This window comes from Kosakonia cowanii JCM 10956 = DSM 18146 (genome assembly GCF_001975225.1).
Taxonomy (GTDB): Bacteria; Pseudomonadota; Gammaproteobacteria; order Enterobacterales; family Enterobacteriaceae; genus Kosakonia; species Kosakonia cowanii.
Map to the genome: position 1 here is coordinate 2,424,654 of NZ_CP019445.1, position 21,100 is coordinate 2,445,753.

Here is a 21,100-nt window from a genome sequence, read left to right on the forward strand (position 1 = left end):
CGTGAGTAATACCGTTTCTATCAGGCAAATATCCATGACAGCGACTGCGCAGCAGCTTGAATTTCTCAAAAACAGCATCAAAAGCATTCAGGATTACCCGAAGCCGGGCATCCTGTTCCGTGATGTCACCAGTTTGCTGGAAGACCCGAAGGCGTACGCCCTCAGCATTGAACTGCTGGTTGAGCGTTACAAAAACGCCGGGATCACTAAAGTTGTTGGTACCGAAGCGCGTGGCTTCCTGTTCGGCGCGCCGGTGGCGTTAGGCCTCGGCGTTGGCTTTGTGCCGGTACGTAAGCCGCGTAAATTGCCACGTGAAACTATCAGCGAGAGTTATGAGCTGGAGTATGGCACCGATCAGTTAGAGATCCATGTTGATGCGATCCAGGCTGGCGACACCGTGCTGGTGGTCGACGATCTGCTGGCAACCGGCGGTACCATCGAAGCGACGGTGAAACTGATCCGCCGTCTGGGTGGCGAGGTTACCGACGCGGCGTTCATTATCAATCTGTTCGACCTGGGCGGCGAAGAGCGCCTGAAAAAACAGGGTGTTACTAGCTACAGCCTGGTCTCGTTCCCGGGGCATTGATCCCGCGTACCTTCATCCCTCACGCCTGAGGGATGAAGTGCATTCTCAGCCGATGCTGTGTTAGCATTACCCCTCGTGAATCCACCTTCCAGCGTTTCAGAGCCTGCCAATGAGTTATCAGGTCTTAGCCCGAAAATGGCGACCGCAAACTTTTGCTGACGTCGTCGGCCAGGAGCATGTGCTGACCGCACTGGCGAACGGCTTAACATCAGGACGCATTCATCATGCGTATCTGTTCTCCGGCACCCGCGGCGTCGGAAAAACCTCTATTGCCCGTTTGCTGGCGAAGGGGCTTAACTGCGAAACCGGCATTACGGCGACACCGTGCGGTGTCTGCGATAACTGCCGTGAAATCGAGCAGGGCCGCTTTGTCGATCTGATTGAGATCGACGCCGCGTCGCGTACCAAAGTGGAAGATACCCGCGATCTGCTGGACAACGTCCAGTACGCGCCAGCGCGTGGCCGCTTCAAAGTCTATCTGATTGACGAAGTGCACATGCTCTCGCGTCACAGCTTCAACGCGTTGTTGAAAACCCTTGAAGAGCCGCCCGCGCACGTTAAATTCCTGCTGGCGACCACCGATCCGCAAAAACTGCCGGTGACGATCCTGTCCCGCTGCCTGCAGTTCCATCTTAAAGCGCTGGATGTCGATCAGATCCGCACCCAGCTTGAACATATTCTCGCTGACGAGAAGATCGAATCCGAGCCGCGCGCGCTGCAACTGCTGGCGCGCGCCGCCGACGGCAGCCTGCGTGATGCCCTGAGCCTGACCGATCAGGCGATTGCCAGCGGCAACGGCCAGCTTTCCGCTGCGGTAGTCAGCGCCATGCTCGGCACGCTGAATGACGATCAGGCGCTCTCCCTGGTGGAAGCGGTCATCGCTGCCAACGGCGAGCGGGCAATGGCGCTGGTTCATGATGCCGCCTCGCGTGGCGTCGAGTGGGACGCGCTGCTGCTGGAGATGCAGAGCCTGCTGCACCGCATCGCCATGGTTCAGCTCACCCCGGCGGCACTCGGCAGCGATATGGCGTCGGTGGAGCACCGTCTGCGCGAACTCGCGCGCACCGTACCGCCTGCCGATATTCAGCTCTACTACCAGACGCTGCTGATTGGCCGCAAAGAGTTACCCTTCGCGCCCGACAGACGGATGGGCGTTGAGATGACCCTACTGCGCGCGCTGGCGTTCCATCCGCGCGCGCCGTTGCCTGCGCCAGAGGTGCAGCAGGCCTCGTTTGCGCCGGTCGCGCCGACGGCGGTGATGTCGCCGCAGCAGGTCGCTCCTGCACCGCAGGCGCAGTCCGCGCCCCAGCAAGATGTTTCGCTGCCGCCCTCTACCAGCCAGGTGCTGGCGGCGCGCAGACAGCTGCAGCAGGCGCAGGGAGCAGACAAAGCAAAAAAGAGTGAACCGGCAGCCGCAACCCGCGCGCGGCCGGTGAGTAACGCCGCGCTGGAGAGGCTCGCCTCTGTCACCGAGCGCGTACAGTCCCGCCCGGCGGCGGCAACGGCCGACAACAAGCCGGTGAAAAAAGAGGCCTATCGCTGGAAAGCGACCACCGTCGTTGAGACGGTAAAAGAGGTCATCGCCACGCCAAAAGCGCTGAAAAAGGCGCTTGAGCACGAGAAAACGCCGGAGCTGGCGAAGAAGCTGGCAGAAGAGGCGATCGAGCGCGACGCGTGGGCAAAAGAGGTGAGTCTGCTGAAATTGCCTAAACTGGTCGAGCAGGTGGCGCTGAATGCCTGGAAAGAGCAGGATGGCGCGCGCATCTGTCTGCACCTCCGCAGCGCCCAGCGCCATCTCCATTCGCCCGGCGCGGTGAAGACGCTCGGCGAGGCGCTTAGCGAATTGCACGGTTCGACGGTTGAACTGACTATTATTGAAGATGATAATCCGGCGGTGCGTACGCCGCTGGAGTGGCGTCAGGCCATCTATGAAGAGAAGCTCGCGCAGGCGCGCGAGTCGATTATTGCGGATAGCAATATCCAGACCCTGCAGCGCTTTTTCGATGCGGATCTGGATGAAGAGAGTATCCGCCCCCTTTGACAGGAAGAGCGATACTTCCCGTTTTCAACCCTGAATGTGACTTATCAACCTGGTGAGTCACCACAGCTAAAGAGAGAAGCCTATGTTTGGAAAAGGCGGTCTGGGTAACCTGATGAAACAGGCCCAGCAGATGCAAGAAAAGATGCAGAAAGTGCAGGAAGAGATCGCGCAGCTGGAAGTGACCGGCGAATCAGGCGCGGGTCTGGTGAAAGTGACCATCAACGGCGCGCATAACTGCCGTCGCGTGGAGATCGATCCGAGCCTGCTGGAAGACGACAAAGAGATGCTGGAAGATCTGGTCGCCGCTGCATTCAACGATGCTGCACGCCGCATTGAAGAGACGCAGAAAGAGAAGATGGCCTCTGTCTCTTCCGGTATGTCCCTGCCGCCAGGCTTTAAGATGCCGTTCTGATGCAAACCAGTCCGCTGTTAACGCAGCTTATGGAAGCGTTGCGCTGCCTGCCGGGCGTCGGCCCGAAGTCGGCGCAGCGCATGGCATTTACGCTGCTGCAGCGGGATCGCAGCGGCGGCATGCGCCTCGCGCAGGCGCTCACCCGGGCGATGTCGGAGATTGGTCACTGCGCGGATTGCCGCACCTTTACCGAGCAGGAGGTGTGTAACATCTGCACCAACCCGCGACGTCAGGAAAACGGTCAAATCTGCGTGGTGGAAAGCCCGGCGGACATCTACGCCATTGAGCAAACCGGTCAGTTTTCCGGGCGCTACTTTGTGCTGATGGGCCACCTGTCGCCACTGGATGGTATCGGGCCGGATGATATCGGTCTCGACCGGCTCGAGCAGCGCCTCGAATCTGAAAAGATTCAGGAGGTGATCCTCGCCACCAACCCGACGGTGGAAGGGGAGGCGACCGCTAACTATATTGCCGAGCTGTGCGGGCAATATGGCGTGGAAGCCAGCCGTATCGCCCACGGCGTGCCGGTGGGCGGCGAGCTGGAGATGGTGGATGGCACCACGCTTTCCCACTCTCTCGCCGGGCGTCACAAGATTCGTTTTTAACCAGACGGGGGCAGAAATTTTTGCCTCCGCTTGAAAATCCCCGCCGTTATCCCCACTTCTCCCTCAACGCTTTTTCCACCTTGTAAATGGCATTGTTGAGGTTTTCCCAATGAAAGGACAAGAAACACGTGGCTTCCAGTCAGAAGTAAAACAGCTTCTGCATTTGATGATTCACTCTCTTTATTCCAACAAAGAAATCTTCCTGCGTGAGCTTATCTCCAACGCCTCGGATGCGGCGGATAAACTGCGTTTCCGCGCGCTCTCTAAACCCGATCTCTATGAAGGCGACGGCGACCTGCGCGTGCGCGTCTCCTTCGACAAAGAGAAGCGTACCCTGACCATCGCCGATAACGGTATCGGCATGAACCGCGATGAAGTGATTGACCATCTGGGGACGATTGCCAAATCCGGCACCAAAGCCTTCCTCGAATCGATGGGCTCCGATCAGGCGAAAGATAGCCAGCTGATTGGCCAGTTCGGCGTTGGTTTCTACTCGGCATTTATCGTTGCCGACAAAGTGACCGTACGCACCCGCGCGGCGGGCGAAAGCGCGGAAAACGGTGTCTTCTGGGAATCGGAAGGCGCGGGCGAATACACCGTTGCTGATATCACCAAAGCCGATCGCGGTACCGAGATCACTCTGCATCTGCGCGAAGGGGAAGATGATTTCCTCAACGACTGGCGCGTACGCTCCATCATCAGCAAATACTCCGACCATATCGCGCTGCCGGTTGAGATCGAAAAACAGGAAGAGAAAGACGGCGAAACCGTTGTCACCTGGGAGAAGATCAACAAGGCACAGGCGCTGTGGACGCGTAACAAGTCTGAAATCAAAGATGACGAGTACAATGAGTTCTACAAACATATCTCCCATGATTACAGCGATCCGCTGATCTGGAGCCATAACCGCGTTGAAGGGAAGCAGGAGTACACCAGCCTGCTCTATATCCCGTCGCAGGCACCGTGGGATATGTGGAACCGCGATCACAAGCACGGCCTGAAACTCTACGTTCAGCGCGTCTTTATCATGGATGAAGCCGAGCAGTTTATGCCGAACTACCTGCGTTTCGTGCGCGGGCTGGTCGACTCCAACGATCTGCCGCTCAACGTCTCCCGTGAAATTCTGCAGGACAGCAGCGTTACCCGCAGCCTGCGCACCGCGCTGACCAAACGCGTGTTGCAGATGCTGGAAAAACTGGCGAAGGATGACGCGGAAAAATACCAGACCTTCTGGCAGCAGTTCGGCCTGGTGCTGAAAGAGGGGACCGGCGAAGACAGCGGCAACCTGGAAACCATCGCCAAACTGCTGCGTTTCGCCTCCACGCACAACGACTCCTCCGCGCAGACCGTGTCGCTGGAAGAGTATGTCTCACGCATGAAAGAGGGCCAGGAGAAGATCTACTTCATCACCGCCGACAGCTACGCCGCGGCGAAGAGCAGCCCGCACCTTGAGCTGCTGCGTAAGAAAGGCATCGAAGTGCTGCTGCTTTCCGACCGCATTGATGAGTGGATGATGAGCTACCTGACCGAGTTCGACGGTAAGCCGTTCCAGTCTGTAGCGAAAGCCGATGCCTCACTGGACAAGCTGGCTGACGAAGTGGATGAGACCACCAAAGAAGCGGAAAAAGCGCTGGAGCCGTTTGTTGAGCGCGTGAAAACCCTGCTTGGTGAGCGCGTGAAAGAGGTGCGTCTGACTCACCGTCTGACCGATACTCCGGCCGTTGTGGTGACCGATGCTGATGAGATGAGCACGCAGATGGCGAAGCTGTTTGCCGCGGCTGGCCAGAGCGCACCGGAAGTGAAATACATCTTCGAACTGAACCCGGATCACGCGCTGGTGAAACGCGCGGCGGATACCCAGGACGAAGGGCAGTTTAACCAGTGGGTTGAGCTGCTGCTGGACCAGGCGCTGTTTGCCGAACGCGGTACGCTGGAAGATCCAAACCAGTTTATTCGCCGTATGAACCAGCTGCTGGTTTCGTAAGCTGCACCAGGGAGGCCACCGCGCCTCCCTTTTTTATTCCCGCTTTTGCCGTTTAAGAAAAAGGTAGCATTACCGTTTCAGCGTCCGCGCCTTTCTTGAGCCTGCCTCCTCTTGATGGTATCTTTTAGCGCTTTTGAAAAATTGAACCAACATTTGAGGGGATTTTCGCAATGCGTATTATTCTGCTGGGCGCTCCGGGCGCAGGTAAAGGAACTCAGGCGCAGTTCATCATGGAGAAATACGGTATTCCGCAAATCTCTACGGGTGACATGCTGCGTGCCGCAGTAAAATCCGGCAGCGAGCTGGGTAAACAGGCGAAAGATATCATGGACGCCGGCAAGCTGGTCACCGACGAGCTGGTTATTGCGCTGGTGAAAGAGCGTATCGCCCAGGAAGATTGCCGCAACGGCTTCCTGCTGGACGGTTTCCCGCGCACCATTCCGCAGGCGGATGCGATGAAAGAAGCCGGCATCAATGTCGATTTCGTGCTGGAATTCGCCGTACCGGACGAGCTGATTGTCGATCGCATCGTTGGTCGTCGCGTTCACGCCGCCTCTGGCCGCGTTTACCACATCAAATACAACCCGCCGAAAGAGGAAGGGAAAGATGATGTGACCGGCGACGAGCTGACCACCCGTAAAGACGATCAGGAAGAGACCGTGCGTAAGCGCCTGGTCGAATACCATCAGCTGACGGCTCCGCTGATTGGTTACTATCAGAAAGAAGCGGAAGCGGGTAACACCCAGTACGTTAAAGTTGACGGCACCAAAGCGGTTAGCGACGTGCGCGCTGAACTGGAAAAAATCCTCGGGTAATTTCCATTTCCCCCGGCTATGTGTCGGGGGAAACTATCAATCACAGCAATTGGTTCCGTTTACCCGCTTTTCGGCTACAATAATCAACCAGTTAAATGGTTAAGAGGCGCGAATGAGTCAGGCAAAAACGGGCATTTTGTTGGCCAATCTCGGCACCCCCGATGCACCCACCCCCCAGGCCGTTAAACGGTATCTGCGGCAGTTCTTAAGCGACAGACGCGTGGTCGATACGCCCCGCTTGCTGTGGTGGCCGCTGTTACGCGGCGTGATCCTGCCTATTCGTTCTCCCCGCGTGGCGAAACTCTATAAATCCGTCTGGATGGAAGAGGGCTCACCATTAATGGTCTACAGCCGCAGGCAGGAAAAGGCGTTAGCCGCTCGCTTGCCGGATGTGCCTGTTGCGCTCGGCATGAGCTACGGTTCACCGTCGCTGGAGAGCGCGGTCGAGGCGCTGATGGCGCAGGGCGTCGAACATATCGTTGTGCTCACGCTCTACCCGCAGTACTCCTGCTCGACGGTTGCCGCCGTCTGGGATGAGCTGGCGCGTATTCTCGGCAAAAAACGTTTTATCCCCGGCATCTCCTTTATTCGCGACTACGCTGATAACGCAGACTACATCGCGGCGTTAGCGAACAGCGTGCGCGCCTCATTTGCGCAGCATGGCGAACCGGATCTGCTCCTGCTCTCCTACCACGGTATTCCACAGCGTTACGCCTCGCAGGGGGATGACTACCCGCAGCGCTGCCGCGATACCACCCGTGAGCTGGTTTCCGCTCTCGACCTGCCGCCGGAGAAGGTGATGATGACCTTCCAGTCGCGCTTTGGCCGCGAGCCGTGGCTGACGCCTTACACCGATGAGACGCTGAAAATGCTCGGTGAGAAGGGCGTGAAGCATATTCAGGTGATGTCACCGGGCTTTGCCGCCGACTGCCTGGAGACGCTGGAGGAGATCGCTGTGCAGAACCGCGAGTTCTTCCTCGAAGCCGGGGGCGAAAAGTATGAATACATTCCTGCGCTGAATGATTCACCGGAACATATTGAGATGATGGTCAACTTAACGGCCAAATATCGCTGATCGCTGCGCGGGCCGAGTGTGATACCATGCACGGCCCGAATGTATTGCACGTAGCACAAAGATGAAATTTCCCGGTAAACGTAAGTCCAAACACTATTTCCCCGTCAACGCCCGCGACCCCTTATTGCAGCAAATCCAGCCTGAGAGCGAAACCGGCACCAGCTGGGTGGTCGGCATCGACCAGACGCTGGTGGATATCGAAGCGAAAGTGGATGATGCGTTTATCGCACGTTTCGGCCTCAGTGCGGGCCATTCGCTGGTGATCGCCGATGATGTCGCCGAAGCGCTCTATCAGGAACTGGTGAGCAATAACCTGATTACCCACCAGTTTGCCGGCGGCACCATTGGCAATACCCTGCACAACTACTCGGTGTTGGCCGATGACCGCTCGGTGCTGCTGGGCGTGATGTGCGACAACGTGCAAATCGGCGGTTACGCTTACCGTTACCTCTGCAACACCTCCAGCCGTACCGATCTTAACTACCTGCAGGGCGTTGAGGGTGCAATTGGCCGCTGCTTTACGCTGGTCAGCGACAGCGGTGAGCGCACCTTCGCCATCAGCCCCGGTCATATGAACCAGCTGCGCCCGGAAAGTATTTCTGAAGAGGTGATTGCTGGCGCCTCCGCGCTGGTGCTCTCCTCCTATTTAGTGCGCTGTAAGCCCGGCGAGCCGATGCCGGAGGCGACCATGCAGGCGGTGGCCTATGCCAAAAAGCACAATGTGCCGGTGGTGCTGACGCTGGGTACCAAATACGTTATCGCCGATAACGTGCCGTGGTGGCGCGACTTCCTCAAAGAGAACGTCTCGATTCTGGCGATGAATGAAGAGGAGGGGCACGCCCTGACCGGTGAGAGCGATCCGCTGATGGCGGCGGATAAAGCGCTGGACTGGGTCGATCTGGTGCTCTGCACCGCCGGGCCGGTCGGCTTATATATGGCGGGCTTTACCGAAGATGAGGCGAAGCGCAAAACCCAGCACCCGCTGCTGCCGGGCGCGATTGCCGAATTTAACCAGTATGAGTTTAGCCGTGCGATCCGTCATAAGGATTGCGAGCATCCGCTGCGCATCTACTCCCATATCGCCCCCTATATGGGCGGGCCGGAGAAGATCATGAACACCAACGGCGCAGGCGATGGCGCGCTGGCGGCGCTGCTGCATGATATTACTGCTAATAACTATCACCGTAATAACGTGCCAAATTCCAGTAAGCATAACTTCAGCTGGCTGACCTACTCGTCGCTGGCGCAGGTGTGCAAATACGCGAACCGCGTCAGTTACCAGGTGCTGAACCAGCACTCCCCGCGCTTAACCCGCGGCCTGCCGGAGCGGGAAGATAGCCTCGAAGAGGCGTACTGGGAGCGTTAAGGATAAGGCCAGTAACGAAGCCGCGTAATTGTACCCGTGTTGCTGAAACGGCGTAGGCCGGATAAGCGCTAGCGCCATCCGGCAATCTATCAGCGATACCGACTTTGCTTTTATCTCTAATATGACAGCGGGGGTGTTGTGTCCCCGCTGAAATCGGCGAACCGAAGCGTGAATGACAAGGTCTGGACGCCATGGATGGCGGACAGAGGCGAACCGAGACAGGATGTCGAGTCGAGCCGGCCGCAGTCGGGCACGCGGGAGGTGAGCGCAGTGCGCAGCACCGATTTCCTCGCGGGGCCGCGGGGATTGATAAGGGGAGCGCGGCCGCTTCCCTTATCCCGTTCACCGCATAAGAGGTCAATGAAACTCCCCCACGCCTGGTGAACGGAATAATACCACCAGAGCCATATGAAAACCCCATTGCCGGATGGCGCGTTGCACGCTTATCCGGCCTACGCGGTTTCAGCGGCTTCATTTCCCGCTGGCGTATTCGCCAGAATATTCAACATCGTATTGGCGATCTCGCGCTCACCCATCACCACCTGGTTTGCACCGCGTTCGCTGATGTAATCCACCTCATCGTCATAATGGGCGCGGGCGATAATCTCAATGTTCGGGCACTTCTCGCGCGCGGTGGCGACAATCTCACCCGCTTCATAACCATTCGGAATGGTCAACAGCAGCCAGCGGGCGCAATCCAGATGCGCCAGATTCATAATCTCTTCATTCGCCGCGTTGCCCAGCACCGCGCGAACACCGCGCTCGCGCAGCTCATCCACCCGCGTGCGGGAGGTTTCAATCACCACCAGCGGAATGCCCTGGGCAATCAGCTTCTCGCCGAGCAGGCTGCCGACGCGGCCAAAGCCGACCAGCAGCGCATGGTTGCAGATATCAACCGGGATCTGCTTCTCATCTTCCGTCGCCTCTTCCAGCGTCTGCTCCTCTAGCGTCTCGGTCTTATCGAGATATTTCTCGAGGATCGTAAAGAGGATTGGGTTGAGCATAATCGACAGGATCGCCCCTGCCAGCACCAGGTTTTGCCCCTCCTGCGGCAGCAGATCCAGCGCCATCCCCAGCCCTGCAAGAATAAAGGCGAACTCACCAATCTGCGCGAGGCTGGCGGCGATGGTTAATGCGGTACGCGGCGAGTGGCCAAACATGCGCACCAGCAGAAAAGCCGCCGCCGATTTACCAAAGACAATAATTGCCAGCGTTGCCAGCACCGCCAGCGGCTGATCGACAAGGATCATCGGATCGAACAGCATGCCGACGGAGACGAAGAAGAGCACCGCAAAAGCATCGCGCAGCGGTAGCGTGTCGTGGGCCGCGCGGTGGCTCAGCTCGGACTCATTAAGCACCATGCCGGCGAAGAAGGCACCGAGGGCGAAGGAGACATCAAACAGCTCAACCGCGCCGAAGGCGATACCGAGCGCCAGCGCCAGCACCGAAAGGGTAAACAGCTCGCGGGATCCGGTCGCGGCGCTGCGCGCCATGATCCACGGTACCAGGCGGCGACCGACCAGCATCATAATGGCGATAAAGGCCACCACTTTACCGATGGTGATGCCCATATCCACCGCCAGCGAGGCAAGGCCGACATCGCCTTTCTCCATCATGCCCGCTACTGCGGGCAGCAGCACCAGCGTTAACACCATCACCAGGTCTTCAACGATCAGCCAGCCGATGGCAATCTGCCCGCGCTGGCTATCCACCAGCTGTCGCTCCTCAAGGGCGCGCAGCAGCACCACGGTACTGGCGGTTGAGAGACAGAGACCAAAGACGATGCCGGTCATCAGCGACCAGCCAAGCCCGGCGGAGAGCGCCATACCCAGCAGCGTCGCGACGGCTATCTGTGCGATGGCACCGGGAATGGCGATGGCCTTTACCGCCATCAAATCCTTCAGGGAGAAGTGCAGACCGACGCCAAACATCAGCAGTATCACGCCCAGCTCCGCCAGTTCGGGTGCCAGTTTGGTGTCCGCCACAAAACCCGGCGTAAACGGCCCTGATAACACGCCCGCTAATAAGTAGCCCACCAGAGGGGAAATGCGCAGTTTGTTGGCAATCATGCCGAGGATAAAAGCGAGCACAAGCCCGCCGACAATGGTGGTAATAAGCGGTGTGGCGTGATGCATTCCGTCTCCTTTCGTTGATGCGTGGATCCCACGGTCGTCGACCGATAGCTAAGTAACAGTTTATGACAATTTTGCCGGCTGCGTTTGTTAATAATTGTTGAATTATGAAGAAAACAGCAATTTGGATGAAAAAAATCGCCAACCGGCTCTGCCATAACATAACTAAGGGCGCTAACGCCGTTTTAAAGGATAAACGGCAGAGAAAACTAGGGCTTTCCCCGGGCAGAAAGGCAGGGAAGTCAGCGTGATGGTGAGCGAATATGGTGATCATCCTGTGTAAACAGGGGAAGATGCGCTTTCTGCCTGCTCATGCAATGCAACCGCGCATCGCTACGCTTGTTGCGCTCGCGCGTCCGCAAGATTGGGTTTGCAGCACGCTTACGCAGAATGAAGGGGCAGGCAGGAAATAAAAAGTGACGCGTAACAAACGCTGCCTGGCAGAGTCACCAGAACTTATTTGTCTATTATTGACGAGCGCTGTATTTTCTCCTTTCACCAATGGGGTCAGGGAGAGAAGCATGAGCGTGTTAAAGAAGAGTATTACGGTGAGCCTGCTGGCGGCGATGGGCGCATTAAGCCTGCCGGCGCAGGCTTACGAGCAGGATAAAACCTATAACATCACCATCCTGCACACGAACGATCACCACGGTCACTTCTGGCGCAGCGAGTATGGCGAATATGGCCTCTCGGCGCAGAAGACGCTGGTGGACGGCATTCGCAAAGAGGTGGCGGCGCAGGGCGGCAGCGTGCTGCTGCTTTCAGGCGGTGACATCAATACCGGCGTCCCGGAGTCCGATTTGCAGGATGCCGAGCCCGATTTCCGCGGCATGAACCTTATTGGTTATGACGCAATGGCGGTCGGCAACCACGAGTTCGACAATCCGATGAGCGTCCTGCGCCAGCAGGAGAAGTGGGCGAAGTTCCCCTTCCTCTCCGCCAATATCTACCAGAAGAGCACCAATCAGCGCCTCTTTAAGCCGTGGATGATCTTCAACCGCGAAGGGCTGAAAATTGCCGTGATCGGCCTGACCACCGACGACACGGCCAAAATCGGTAACCCGGAGTACTTCACTGATATCGAGTTCCGCCAACCGGCTGCCGAAGCGAAGCTGGTCATTGATGAACTGAATCAAAATGAAAAACCGGATGTGATTATCGCCACCACCCATATGGGCCATTACGACAACGGCGAGCATGGTTCCAACGCGCCGGGCGACGTCGAAATGGCGCGCAGCCTGCCGAAAGGGGCGCTGGCGCTGATTGTGGGCGGTCACTCACAGGATCCGGTCTGCATGGCCTCGGAGAATAAAAAACAGGCCGATTATGTGCCCGGCACACCGTGCGCACCGGATCAGCAAAACGGCACCTGGATTGTGCAGGCCCATGAGTGGGGTAAATACGTTGGTCGCGCGGATTTTCAGTTCCGTAACGGCGAGATGAAACTGGTGCGCTACCAGCTCATCCCGGTCAACCTGAAGAAGAAAGTGACCTACGACAACGGCAAAAGCGAACGCGTGCTCTACACGCCGGAAATTGCCGAAAACGCGCAGATGCTCTCGCTGCTGACGCCGTTCCAGAACAAAGGCAAAGCGCAGTTGGGCGTGAAGATTGGTAGTACGACGGGCCGCCTTGAGGGGGATCGCAGCAAAGTGCGCTTTGTGCAGACCAACCTGGCGCGGGTACTGCTTGCGGCGCAGATGGCGCGCACCGGCGCGGATCTGGCGGTGATGAGCGGCGGCGGCGTTCGCGACAGCATTGAAGCAGGCGATATCACCTATAAAGATGTGCTGAAAGTGCAGCCGTTTGGTAACACCGTCGCCTACGTCAATCTTACGGGTAAAGAGCTGCTGGATTACCTGACAGCAGTAGCGCAGATGAAGCCCGATTCCGGCGCCTACCCGCAGTTTGCCAACGTCAGTTTTGTAGCGAAAGGCGGCCAGCTGAGCGACGTGAAGATCAAAGGCGAACCGCTGGATGAGGCGAAAAGCTACCGTCTGGCGACCCTGAGCTTCAACGCCACCGGCGGTGATGGTTATCCGCGGCTGGATGATAAAGCCGGGTACGTGAACACCGGCTTTATTGACGCTGAAGTGCTGAAAGAGTTCATCCAGAACAACTCACCGCTGGATGTGAATGCTTACGAACCGAAAGGCGAAGTGAGCTGGCAGTAACGCCTCACTCGCGGCGGGCGATATCGGCAAATTGCGCACTCAGCAGTTTCGCCAGATCGCTCGCCGCCAGTTCAATATCCAGCCCGCGCTTACCGCCAGAGATATAGATAGTGTCAAAGGTTTGTGCGGGCGCATCGATCAGCGTCGGCAGGCGTTTTTTCTGCCCGAGCGGGCTGATGCCGCCCACCAGATAGCCGGTGGTGCGCTGCGCTACCATCGGATCTGCCATATCGACTTTTTTCGCGCCCAGCGCTTTGGCGACCTTTTTCAAATCGAGCATCCCGGCCACCGGCGTCACCGCCACGGCCAGCTGCTTCATATCGCCGTTGACCGCCACCAGCAACGTTTTATAAACCCTGTCGGCATCCAGCCCCAGCTTACGCACCACTTCATCGCCGAAGTTGGTTTCGTTAGGGTCGTGATCGTAGCTGTGGAGTTGAAAAGCGATGCCATTTTTTTCCAGTAACTTTACGGCGGGCGTCATAATAATCCTTCTTATCAAGCGGTTTCACGCCGTAAGCATACGCCTGCTTCCACCCGGGAAAATAGTAGCATCTTGCGCTAATGGGCCATTTTTTCCGCTAACAGCGAGGGAAGATTGCCGTCGCCATAGAGATGCAGCGCGCCTGCGGCCACCACATAGCGCCCCGGCGGCAGGCGGAACAGATAGTCGCACCATGCGCGGTTACGCTGATGCATCAGCACATCGTGCAGCGGCTGGCTAAAGGTTGAGGGAAGACTGAGGTTTTCATCACGCGGCGGGCTCTCCAGCCACCAGCTCATCATCACCTGTAACAGGCGCGCATTCTCATGCCAGTGGGTGAGGGTGTCCTGCAACAGTTCGCTACCGTCGTCCGGCAGCTGGCGCAAAATATCGAGCTGGCTGGTGGTGCCCTCCAGTTCCATGATCGCCACGTTAAAACGCTGTGCGGCTTGTAGCAGCTGGTAGTCAATGCCGTAGTCGGAACGCAGCCCGAGCCGCTGCGCCTGCGTTGCCTGTAACACCAGCGCGATGTGCCAGGCCGGGCGCGTCTCAAATGCCGCACGGCTTAACGACAGGCTCTCCAGCGTGCTCCCTAACGAAGCGAGCAGCGCCGGGCTGAGGCGGGTGTCGAGCGGGTCGGCGTCAGGAAGGTTAGCAAACGGCGAGTCGGAACCGGCGATATCCGCCTCGACAATCAGTGCATCGGCCTCGCGCACCTTTTGCAGCAGCGCGGCGGGCAGCGGCGCCATGCCGTGGGTGCCCATATGAATGCTGCCGACCAGGTGAAGGTGCCGGTCACCGGGCAACTCAACGTCCAATGCAGGCCAGGGGTAGCGGCGCTGACGAAGCGCGAAAAGAAAAGCTTTCAATCGTTGAAACAGGCTCATACGCGCTTCCTGAGAGTAAAAAGGCATGCTAACGCGCGAAGCGGGAGGGTGTAAACCCCGCCACAGGTAGCGGCGGGGCGGGGGCTTAGTCGCGCGGGGTAAAGCGCAGCAGTCGGTTGGCGTTACTCACCACGGTAATTGAGGAGAGCGCCATTGCTGCTCCGGCTACCACCGGGTTGAGCAGTGTGCCGGTCAGCGGCCAGAGAATCCCGGCGGCAATCGGGATGCCAAGCGAGTTATAGATAAACGCGCCGAGCAGGTTCTGCTTCATATTGCGCAGTGTGGCGTTGGCAATTGCCAGCGCATCGGCCACACCCATCAGGCTATGGCGCATCAGCGTAATGGCCGCCGTTTCAATCGCCACATCGCTGCCGCCGCCCATCGCAATACCGACATCGGCCTGCGCCAGCGCCGGAGCATCGTTGATGCCATCACCAATCATCGCCACCTGGCGACCCTGCTGCTGGAGCTGTTTGATCGCCTCGGCTTTGCCATCCGGCAATACTCCGGCAATCACCTCATCGATGCCCGCCTCTTTGGCAATCGCATTTGCCGTCGTCGGGTTATCGCCGGTCAGCATCACCAGCCGGTAACCGGCGCGGTGCAGGCGTTGTAGTGCCTGCACGCTGTCGTCACGCAGCGGATCGCGAATGGCGAACAGCGCCCGCGCTTTGCCCTCTACCGCCAGCAGCACTGGCGTCGCGCCACGGCTGGCCTGGGCGGCAATCTCCTCATCCAGCGCGCGCGTATCGATCTGCTGCTCCGCCAGCAGCGCCTGGTTGCCGAGCAGCACGCGCTGCCCGTCAATCTCGCCGCTGACCCCCAGCCCGCGCAGGGTGCGGAACTGCTTCACTTCCGGCAGCGCATCACTTGCGGCTTTTTCCACAATCGCGTGCGCCAGCGGGTGGCTGGAGCCCTGCTCAAGCGCTGCTGCCAGGCGCAGGGCGATCGTTTCATCCCCCTCCAGCGCGGTGATGCTCACTACTTCCGGTTTGCCGCGCGTCAGGGTGCCAGTTTTATCAAACACCAGCGTATCGAGGGTGCTGGCGCGTTGCAGCGCATCGGCATCGCGCACCAGCACGCCAAACTCCGCCGCACGCCCGACGCCGGAGATAATCGACATCGGCGTCGCCAGCCCAAGGGCGCAGGGGCAGGCGATAATCAGCACCGTGGTAGCGATCACCAGCGTATAGACAATCTGCGGGGCCGGGCCGAAGAGGTACCAGATGGCACCGCTCAGCAGGGCGATGGCGACGACCACCGGAACGAACACCGCTGAAATGCGGTCAGCGAGCTGGCCAATCTCCGGTTTACTGCTCTGTGCCTGGCGCACCATGCGGATAATGCGCGACAGCGTGGTGTGGCTACCCACGGCGCTGGCGGTAAAGAGGACGCTGCCATCCTGCACCACGGTGCCAGCGTGGATCGTCTCGCCCGCGCCTTTTTGCTGCGGCACCGGCTCGCCGGTCAGCATTGCTTCATCAAACCACCCCTCGCCGTCGCGGATCTCGCCATCCACCGGTACGCGATCGCCGGTGGTCAGGCGCAGCGTCATGCCCGGCTGCACTTCGGCCAGCGGGAGGTTTTTTTCGCCCTCAGGCGTGACCACCCGCGCCGTTGGCGGGGTTAAATCGAGCAGCCGCTCCAGCGCTTTTGACGAGCGCTGGCGAGCGCGCGCTTCCAGCATGTGACCGAGGTTAATCAGACCGATAATCATCGCGCTGGCTTCGTAATAGAGGTGGCGGGCTTCCATCGGAAACCACTGCGGCCAGATATTGACGCTCATCGAGTAGAGCCAGGCCGCGCCGGTACCAAGGGCAACCAGCGTGTCCATGGTTGCGGTGCCGTTACGCAGGCTTTTCCATGCGCTGGTGTAGAAGTGCCCACCGGCAAACACCATCACTGCCAGCGTGAGCACGCCAATGCCGAGCCACAGCGAGCGGTTAGCCTCGGTAACCATCATATTGTCGCCGATCATCCCCCACAGCATGATCGGCACGCCGACCAGCAGGGCGACAATCGCCTGCCAGCGAAAGCGCTTCAGGGTAGCGAGCGCCGTCTCCTGCTGGCGCTCGCGACGCTTAATATCATCTTCAATCGCTTCCGCGCCGTAGCCCGCCTGCTCAACGGCGCTGACCAATTCTGCGGCGGGCGCGCTGCCCATCACCAGCGCAGTGCGCTCCGCCAGGTTTACCCGTGCCTGCGTGACGCCCGGAACCGCCTGTAAGGCTTTTTGTACCCGGGAGACACAGCTGGCGCAGCTCATGCCGTTGATCAACAGCTGCTGGCTGTCATCAAGATCGTGTGCTGCCGGAAGCTCTGGAGTGGCCGCTGTCAGTGCTTCCGACGGGAGTGATGACTCTGCCAGCGGTTTAGCCTTTGGGTGGCTGACGCTCGCGCCGTATCCCGCCTCTTCGACAGTCGCGATAAGCGCTTCGGCGCTGGCGCTGCCCGTTACATGGGCATGCTCGATGGTGACATCGGCCGCCTCAACGTCGGGGCGCTTTTCCAGGCTCTCTTTTACACGTTTAACGCAATGGCCGCAGGTGAGGCCATCCAGGTTTAGCTCTATGGTTTGAGACATACGCGTTCTCCTCAGGGATGAGACGTTTGATAACACGCAATAAGCTTAAACCTTCCCGCGAGGGGAAGGTCAAGTTCAGGGCGGCACAAAATAGCTCACACGGCAAAAAACGCCGTCAGAAATAAAAAACCCCGCATTGAGCGGGGTCTGGCATCATTTGGCGGTTAATACTCAGCCATATTTACGCGCGAATTCTTCGTCGGAATTACACAGGTAAATAATAAATTCGATAAAGGAGATGATTGCCGGAATACAGGTCCAGAAGAACAGCAGATAAAGAATGCCCTGTCCCGGTTTACCTAAATAGAATTTGTGCGCGCCGAAGCCGCCAAGGAAGAAGGCGAACAGCGCAGCGGAGATGCGGCTTTTCTTGCCAGCGGTGCTCTGTGGCGCACCGCAGCTCGGGCATGCCACCGCTTCTTTATGTATCTCCTTTCCGCAACCGCGGCAAAAAGCCATATCACTCATAAACAACTCCTGTGTGTCGAACTTTTATCATTATTTGAAAATCCCGCGCTATGGTATAGCGAAGCGGCAGATGAGCAAATAGAAATATTTACCACATGCATATATTTGTTTTGCGATATCGTAAGGATTAATATTATTTCCCGGCCTCATAACAGGCGTCGCACTATTTGCCGCCCTCTGAGTCTGTGTAAATGATGAGGAAGATGATGAATATCAGCGATGTGGCAAAAAAGACCGGTTTAACCAGTAAAGCGATCCGTTTTTATGAGCAGAAGGGGCTGGTGACGCCGCCTTTGCGCGGTGAAAACGGCTATCGCAGCTACAACCAGCAGCATCTCAATGAGCTGACGCTGCTGCGCCAGGCGCGCCAGGTGGGATTTAACCTTGAGGAGTGCGGCGAACTGGTTAATCTGTTTAACGATCCCACCCGCCACAGCGCCGATGTGAAAGCCCGTACGTTACAGAAAGTGGCCGAGATTGAGCGCCATATCAGCGAATTGCAGGCGATGCGCACCCAGTTGTTGACGCTGGCAGAAGCCTGCCCCGGCGACGAGGGTGCCGATTGTCCGATTATGGACAACCTTTCCGGCTGCTGTCATCGCCAGGCAAAGGGTTAAGCAGAAAGGTCACCGTGCCGCGATACCAGCGCGAGGCGGCAAGCTTCGCAATCTCTTGCTCATCGCACATCCCGCCCGCCACGACGCCCAGTTTGAAGGGAATGCGCAGGCCAGCGAGCGCCGGCAGATAATCGGTAAAATTCGCCACCGTACGGCGTCCCTGATAGCTCTGTACCACCAGTTCATCCACCGGCAAGGCATTCAGCGTGGCCACGCTGCCGGTTTTCGCCCAGTCCAGCAGCCCGGTAACCCCCAGCGCATAGTGCGCGGGCAGCGTGTGCCGCAGCCGTTGCAGAAAGCGGGCGTACTCATCGAGCCGCCAGGTGGCGGCATCGAAATCAATCTGCAGGCCAACGACCTCATTTCCCGCCGCCTGCCAACGCGCCAGCAGGCTGTTCAGGCGCAGCAGCACCGTATCCGGCACGTCGAGAGTGGCAAAGCGCACCGTCAACCAGATGCGCGGAAAGACCAGCCGGTTAACGGGCAGCCCTTTGCGCTCAAACACCGCTTTACCGCCGTGGATCACTACCTCGCCCTGGTGAAGATAGACCACGTCGGCCTGGCGCAACGCCTCGCCGGGGCGCACGCCGGACCAGAGCCAGAACGCTTGCTCCTGCCCTTTTGCAGGGCTTAATGAAGCGAGCAGGGCAGCAAGCGTGATTACCAGTAGTAGCGGAGTTCGTTGGCCCATACGCTTCCGGGATAACGGCTCTTCAGTTGCTGGAACCAGGCTTTACGCACCGATTTCTCCACGTCCTCGCCGCCGCAATCGTTATAGCCTGAGGGGGCATAACACATCACTGCACGGTAGAGGGCATAGCTCTTATCTTCCGGCTCCGCTTTCGGGTCGTTAATTACCTGCTGATAGGCGGCCAGCCGCTGCGGCACGCCGGGCAGCGCTTTCATTGTGGTGGCATCGTCAAGGGCATCATTGCCACCGCGATCGGCGCCCAGCGAGACCCTCGCCTGCGTGGTGCGGAAGAATTCGCCGAGGCAGTTCAGCGCATGCCCATCCGTTGGCGTTTTGCTCAGCGTAGTGACGGTCTTATCCAGCGCGGCACAGGTGTAGCGGCTCGCCTCATCGCTGCCTTGCCAGTTAAAGACGTTCAGATCGACATCCGAGAACGCCTCATCTTTTACCGGCGGCGTAATGGCGGCAATCAGCTTTTTATCCTGTAACCAGTCGGCGTAGTTTCCGGCGGTCAAATCGCGCATCAGCAAGGTGTGCAGGGCGATCGTACGCTCTTCGCTGTTCGGCCCGTGTTGTGCCTGCGCAAGCAGCAGCGGGCGCGAGGCTTTGGTTTTCAGCACCAGCGAGCGAAAGCGCAGGTTAGTGACCCGGCTCTTCGCTGCAAAGATCTCATCGACCTTCTCACTCGCGACCAGCGTGGCCGCCAGTTTGGCCTGTAACAACTGCTGTTGTTCGACGTCACGGCTTAAATCGAGCAGGCGCAGCCAGTGGCTTTGCGCCTCGGGCCAGGCTTTTTGCGCCATCAGCGCATCGCCATATAGCACCTGTTCGCTGAAGGCGAGTACGTCATGCTCCGCCAGCGCTTTTGCCGGGGTGATACCGCTGACCACCGCAGCGTAATCCTGCGTGCTATAAGCCAGTTGCAGACGAAGGTAGTTCCATAAGGCGCCGCGCTGGTTGTTGTCGAACTCCGCTTTATGGCTCTCAAGCCAGGCGTTATCGATACAGGGCATATTTTCCCGGCAGGGCGATTCGCGCATCCAGCGCAGGGCGGCAATAAAGGTCATCAGCGAAGCATTCGGCGCGCTGACAAACGCATCGCCTCCCCAGCTAACATCCTTACTCAGCAGCTTGTTGTCGCTCTCATTGATCAGCGTCACCAGCGCATCGCCGCTGGTGGAGGCAGAGAGTGCGTTTTCGTAGCGCACCGCAAGGCTGTCCCACTGCTGAAGATACCAATCAATACGGCGCAGCATCCCCTGGGTCGAGGCGGCATAGCGCCCCTGCGGCCACTGCTTGAGGTAACTTTCCGCCGCGCTTCGCGCCTGCTCAGCGTGGGGCTTATCAATTTTCGCAACGTCAAAATCGCCATATTCACCGTTGGCGTTTTCGCTGCTGGCGTTGAGCGCATTACGCATCAGCATGTAACTCGCCGTCTCGGCAAGCCACGGTTGCGTGCTCTTTGTCAGCGAAGTGAAAAGCGGCTCGGCGGCGGCATAATCACCGGCATAAAAGCTATTGGCGGCCTGAAGATAGGTGCGAAAACCCGCCGCTGCTGAATTCTCCGGGAAGGAGAGGGCGCTGATCGCCTCTGTACTCTGCGAAGATTCATTAGCAGCGATACGTGCGGTCGCCAGCGCCTGGCGCTGCGGCGCGGTCAGGGATTTATCCTCAAGCAGGGCGGCGAAGAAGGCTGAAAGCGTCGCGTTGTTTTGTGAGACAAAGCGGGTTTCACCGTCGTTGCCCGCGTCATCAACCGCTGTTGCGGTTTGCGCGTCATTGCCGTCGGCAAGCAGGCGCAGCAGGGCGGGCGGCAGCGTGTTGTCGCTCGCGACGCCCAGCGCATTCATCTGCTGGCGCAGCGTGGCGGCAAGCGTTGTGGCTTCTGTCGCAGCGGCAGGCGGCGCGTCATCGTGATGCACGCCGAAGTACACGTTGCGGCTGCGGGTAACATCTGCCGGCATCGGCTGGCGCAGCGGATAGAGGCCTTTGCTGTCGCCCAGCAGGCGCAGCAGGTTGTCGCGGGTATCGGTATGGATAGCGATAACCGGCGGTGTGGAGAGGTAGCAGCCGGGGCTGCCCCATGTGCAATCATCAATATCGGAAGAGGCCAGCGCGGATGCGCTGGCGCCAAGCGCGAGCAGGATGCCCAGCGCGAGCTGTTTTTGCGGGCCCATAG

General features: G+C 58.6%; 17 protein-coding genes and 1 other annotated feature. Of the genes, 10 read left to right on the forward strand and 7 right to left on the reverse strand.

The genetic code is table 11. From position 1 onward, the window contains the following. Positions 1-34: 34 nt before the first annotated feature. From apt to BWI95_RS11440, 8 genes are all read left to right on the forward strand, one after another. Positions 35-586: an adenine phosphoribosyltransferase gene (apt, locus tag BWI95_RS11405; RefSeq protein WP_023478292.1), complete on the forward strand. Its 552-nt coding sequence runs from the start codon at positions 35-37 to the stop codon at positions 584-586. A gap of 109 nt (positions 587-695) precedes the next feature. Further along, positions 696-2,627 (forward strand): DNA polymerase III subunit gamma/tau, encoded by a 1,932-nt coding sequence (dnaX, locus tag BWI95_RS11410; protein WP_076769500.1) that lies wholly within the window; start codon positions 696-698, stop codon positions 2,625-2,627. Beyond that, positions 1,960-2,024 (forward strand) — a sequence feature (DnaX frameshifting element). (Overlaps the previous gene by 65 nt.) An 82-nt stretch (positions 2,628-2,709) precedes the next feature. Further along, positions 2,710-3,039 (forward strand): YbaB/EbfC family nucleoid-associated protein, encoded by a 330-nt coding sequence (locus BWI95_RS11415; RefSeq protein ID WP_023478246.1) that lies wholly within the window; start codon positions 2,710-2,712, stop codon positions 3,037-3,039. Next, positions 3,039-3,644 carry a recombination mediator RecR gene (recR, locus tag BWI95_RS11420; protein ID WP_023478251.1) on the forward strand — a complete coding sequence of 202 codons (606 nt, stop codon included), beginning with the start codon at positions 3,039-3,041 and terminating at the stop codon, positions 3,642-3,644. The genes BWI95_RS11415 and recR overlap by 1 nt, the downstream gene beginning before the upstream one ends. A 109-nt stretch (positions 3,645-3,753) precedes the next feature. Beyond that, positions 3,754-5,628, forward strand: coding sequence for a molecular chaperone HtpG (htpG, locus tag BWI95_RS11425; protein ID WP_076769501.1), 1,875 nt, complete (start codon positions 3,754-3,756; stop codon positions 5,626-5,628). Between the two features lie 170 nt (positions 5,629-5,798). Further along, the gene (gene adk, locus BWI95_RS11430) at positions 5,799-6,443 is read left to right on the forward strand and encodes an adenylate kinase (RefSeq protein WP_023478294.1); all 645 of its coding nucleotides are present in this window, start codon (positions 5,799-5,801) and stop codon (positions 6,441-6,443) included. Between the two features lie 112 nt (positions 6,444-6,555). Continuing rightward, a complete protein-coding gene (gene hemH, locus BWI95_RS11435) occupies positions 6,556-7,518 on the forward strand; it encodes a ferrochelatase (RefSeq protein WP_023478268.1) in 963 nt (320 codons plus the stop codon). Between the two features lie 61 nt (positions 7,519-7,579). Next, entirely contained in the window at positions 7,580-8,884 is a 1,305-nt protein-coding gene (locus BWI95_RS11440; protein ID WP_076769502.1) for an inosine/guanosine kinase, read from the forward strand. A gap of 452 nt (positions 8,885-9,336) precedes the next feature. Here the strand turns inward: BWI95_RS11440 and ybaL are convergent, their stop codons facing one another. Further along, on the reverse strand, positions 9,337-11,019 hold the full coding sequence (gene ybaL / locus BWI95_RS11445) for a YbaL family putative K(+) efflux transporter (RefSeq protein ID WP_054804529.1): 1,683 nt from the start codon (positions 11,017-11,019) through the stop codon (positions 9,337-9,339). Between the two features lie 563 nt (positions 11,020-11,582). Here ybaL and ushA point away from each other — a divergent pair. Next, entirely contained in the window at positions 11,583-13,190 is a 1,608-nt protein-coding gene (ushA, locus tag BWI95_RS11450) for a bifunctional UDP-sugar hydrolase/5'-nucleotidase UshA (RefSeq protein WP_415859157.1), read from the forward strand. A 4-nt stretch (positions 13,191-13,194) separates the two neighbouring features. On the opposite strand, the gene ybaK is transcribed toward ushA, so the two are convergent. From ybaK to BWI95_RS11470, 4 genes are all read right to left on the reverse strand, one after another. Then, complete coding sequence (gene ybaK / locus BWI95_RS11455; RefSeq protein ID WP_076769504.1) at positions 13,195-13,674, reverse strand: Cys-tRNA(Pro)/Cys-tRNA(Cys) deacylase YbaK; 480 nt, start codon at positions 13,672-13,674, stop codon at positions 13,195-13,197. A gap of 77 nt (positions 13,675-13,751) precedes the next feature. Continuing rightward, positions 13,752-14,561, reverse strand: a complete 810-nt coding sequence (locus BWI95_RS11460; protein ID WP_054804530.1) for a TraB/GumN family protein — start codon at positions 14,559-14,561, stop codon at positions 13,752-13,754. Positions 14,562-14,646: 85 nt separating this feature from the next. After that, the gene (gene copA, locus BWI95_RS11465) at positions 14,647-17,145 is read right to left on the reverse strand and encodes a copper-exporting P-type ATPase CopA (protein WP_054804531.1); all 2,499 of its coding nucleotides are present in this window, start codon (positions 17,143-17,145) and stop codon (positions 14,647-14,649) included. A 171-nt stretch (positions 17,146-17,316) separates the two neighbouring features. Beyond that, positions 17,317-17,613, reverse strand: coding sequence for a TM2 domain-containing protein (locus tag BWI95_RS11470; RefSeq protein ID WP_023479055.1), 297 nt, complete (start codon positions 17,611-17,613; stop codon positions 17,317-17,319). A 206-nt stretch (positions 17,614-17,819) separates the two neighbouring features. On the opposite strand from BWI95_RS11470, the gene cueR reads away from it, so the two are divergent. Continuing rightward, a complete protein-coding gene (gene cueR, locus BWI95_RS11475) occupies positions 17,820-18,230 on the forward strand; it encodes a Cu(I)-responsive transcriptional regulator (RefSeq protein ID WP_054804532.1) in 411 nt (136 codons plus the stop codon). On the opposite strand, the gene BWI95_RS11480 is transcribed toward cueR, so the two are convergent. Continuing rightward, positions 18,184-18,921, reverse strand: coding sequence for a DUF3142 domain-containing protein (locus BWI95_RS11480; RefSeq protein WP_054804533.1), 738 nt, complete (start codon positions 18,919-18,921; stop codon positions 18,184-18,186). The two genes, cueR and BWI95_RS11480, sit on opposite strands and share 47 nt — an antisense overlap. Beyond that, entirely contained in the window at positions 18,891-21,098 is a 2,208-nt protein-coding gene (locus BWI95_RS11485) for a PA5441 family protein (RefSeq protein WP_054804534.1), read from the reverse strand. Before BWI95_RS11485 ends, BWI95_RS11480 begins: the two co-directional genes overlap by 31 nt. Positions 21,099-21,100 lie beyond the last annotated feature (2 nt).

Excerpts from the sequence above, each read along its gene's own strand:
- htpG (WP_076769501.1), top strand. The coding sequence starts at position 3,754 with ATGAAAGGACAAGAAACACGTGGCTTCCAGTCAGAAGTAAAACAGCTT.
- recR (WP_023478251.1), top strand. The coding sequence starts at position 3,039 with ATGCAAACCAGTCCGCTGTTAACGCAGCTTATGGAAGCGTTGCGCTGC.
- dnaX (WP_076769500.1), top strand. The coding sequence starts at position 696 with ATGAGTTATCAGGTCTTAGCCCGAAAATGGCGACCGCAAACTTTTGCT.
- cueR (WP_054804532.1), top strand. The coding sequence starts at position 17,820 with ATGAATATCAGCGATGTGGCAAAAAAGACCGGTTTAACCAGTAAAGCG.
- copA (WP_054804531.1), bottom strand. The coding sequence starts at position 17,145 with ATGTCTCAAACCATAGAGCTAAACCTGGATGGCCTCACCTGCGGCCAT.
- BWI95_RS11415 (WP_023478246.1), top strand. The coding sequence starts at position 2,710 with ATGTTTGGAAAAGGCGGTCTGGGTAACCTGATGAAACAGGCCCAGCAG.
- BWI95_RS11470 (WP_023479055.1), bottom strand. The coding sequence starts at position 17,613 with ATGAGTGATATGGCTTTTTGCCGCGGTTGCGGAAAGGAGATACATAAA.
- apt (WP_023478292.1), top strand. The coding sequence starts at position 35 with ATGACAGCGACTGCGCAGCAGCTTGAATTTCTCAAAAACAGCATCAAA.
- ybaL (WP_054804529.1), bottom strand. The coding sequence starts at position 11,019 with ATGCATCACGCCACACCGCTTATTACCACCATTGTCGGCGGGCTTGTG.
- ybaK (WP_076769504.1), bottom strand. The coding sequence starts at position 13,674 with ATGACGCCCGCCGTAAAGTTACTGGAAAAAAATGGCATCGCTTTTCAA.
- hemH (WP_023478268.1), top strand. The coding sequence starts at position 6,556 with ATGAGTCAGGCAAAAACGGGCATTTTGTTGGCCAATCTCGGCACCCCC.
- adk (WP_023478294.1), top strand. The coding sequence starts at position 5,799 with ATGCGTATTATTCTGCTGGGCGCTCCGGGCGCAGGTAAAGGAACTCAG.
- BWI95_RS11485 (WP_054804534.1), bottom strand. The coding sequence starts at position 21,098 with ATGGGCCCGCAAAAACAGCTCGCGCTGGGCATCCTGCTCGCGCTTGGC.
- BWI95_RS11480 (WP_054804533.1), bottom strand. The coding sequence starts at position 18,921 with ATGGGCCAACGAACTCCGCTACTACTGGTAATCACGCTTGCTGCCCTG.
- BWI95_RS11440 (WP_076769502.1), top strand. The coding sequence starts at position 7,580 with ATGAAATTTCCCGGTAAACGTAAGTCCAAACACTATTTCCCCGTCAAC.
- ushA (WP_415859157.1), top strand. The coding sequence starts at position 11,583 with ATGGGCGCATTAAGCCTGCCGGCGCAGGCTTACGAGCAGGATAAAACC.
- BWI95_RS11460 (WP_054804530.1), bottom strand. The coding sequence starts at position 14,561 with ATGAGCCTGTTTCAACGATTGAAAGCTTTTCTTTTCGCGCTTCGTCAG.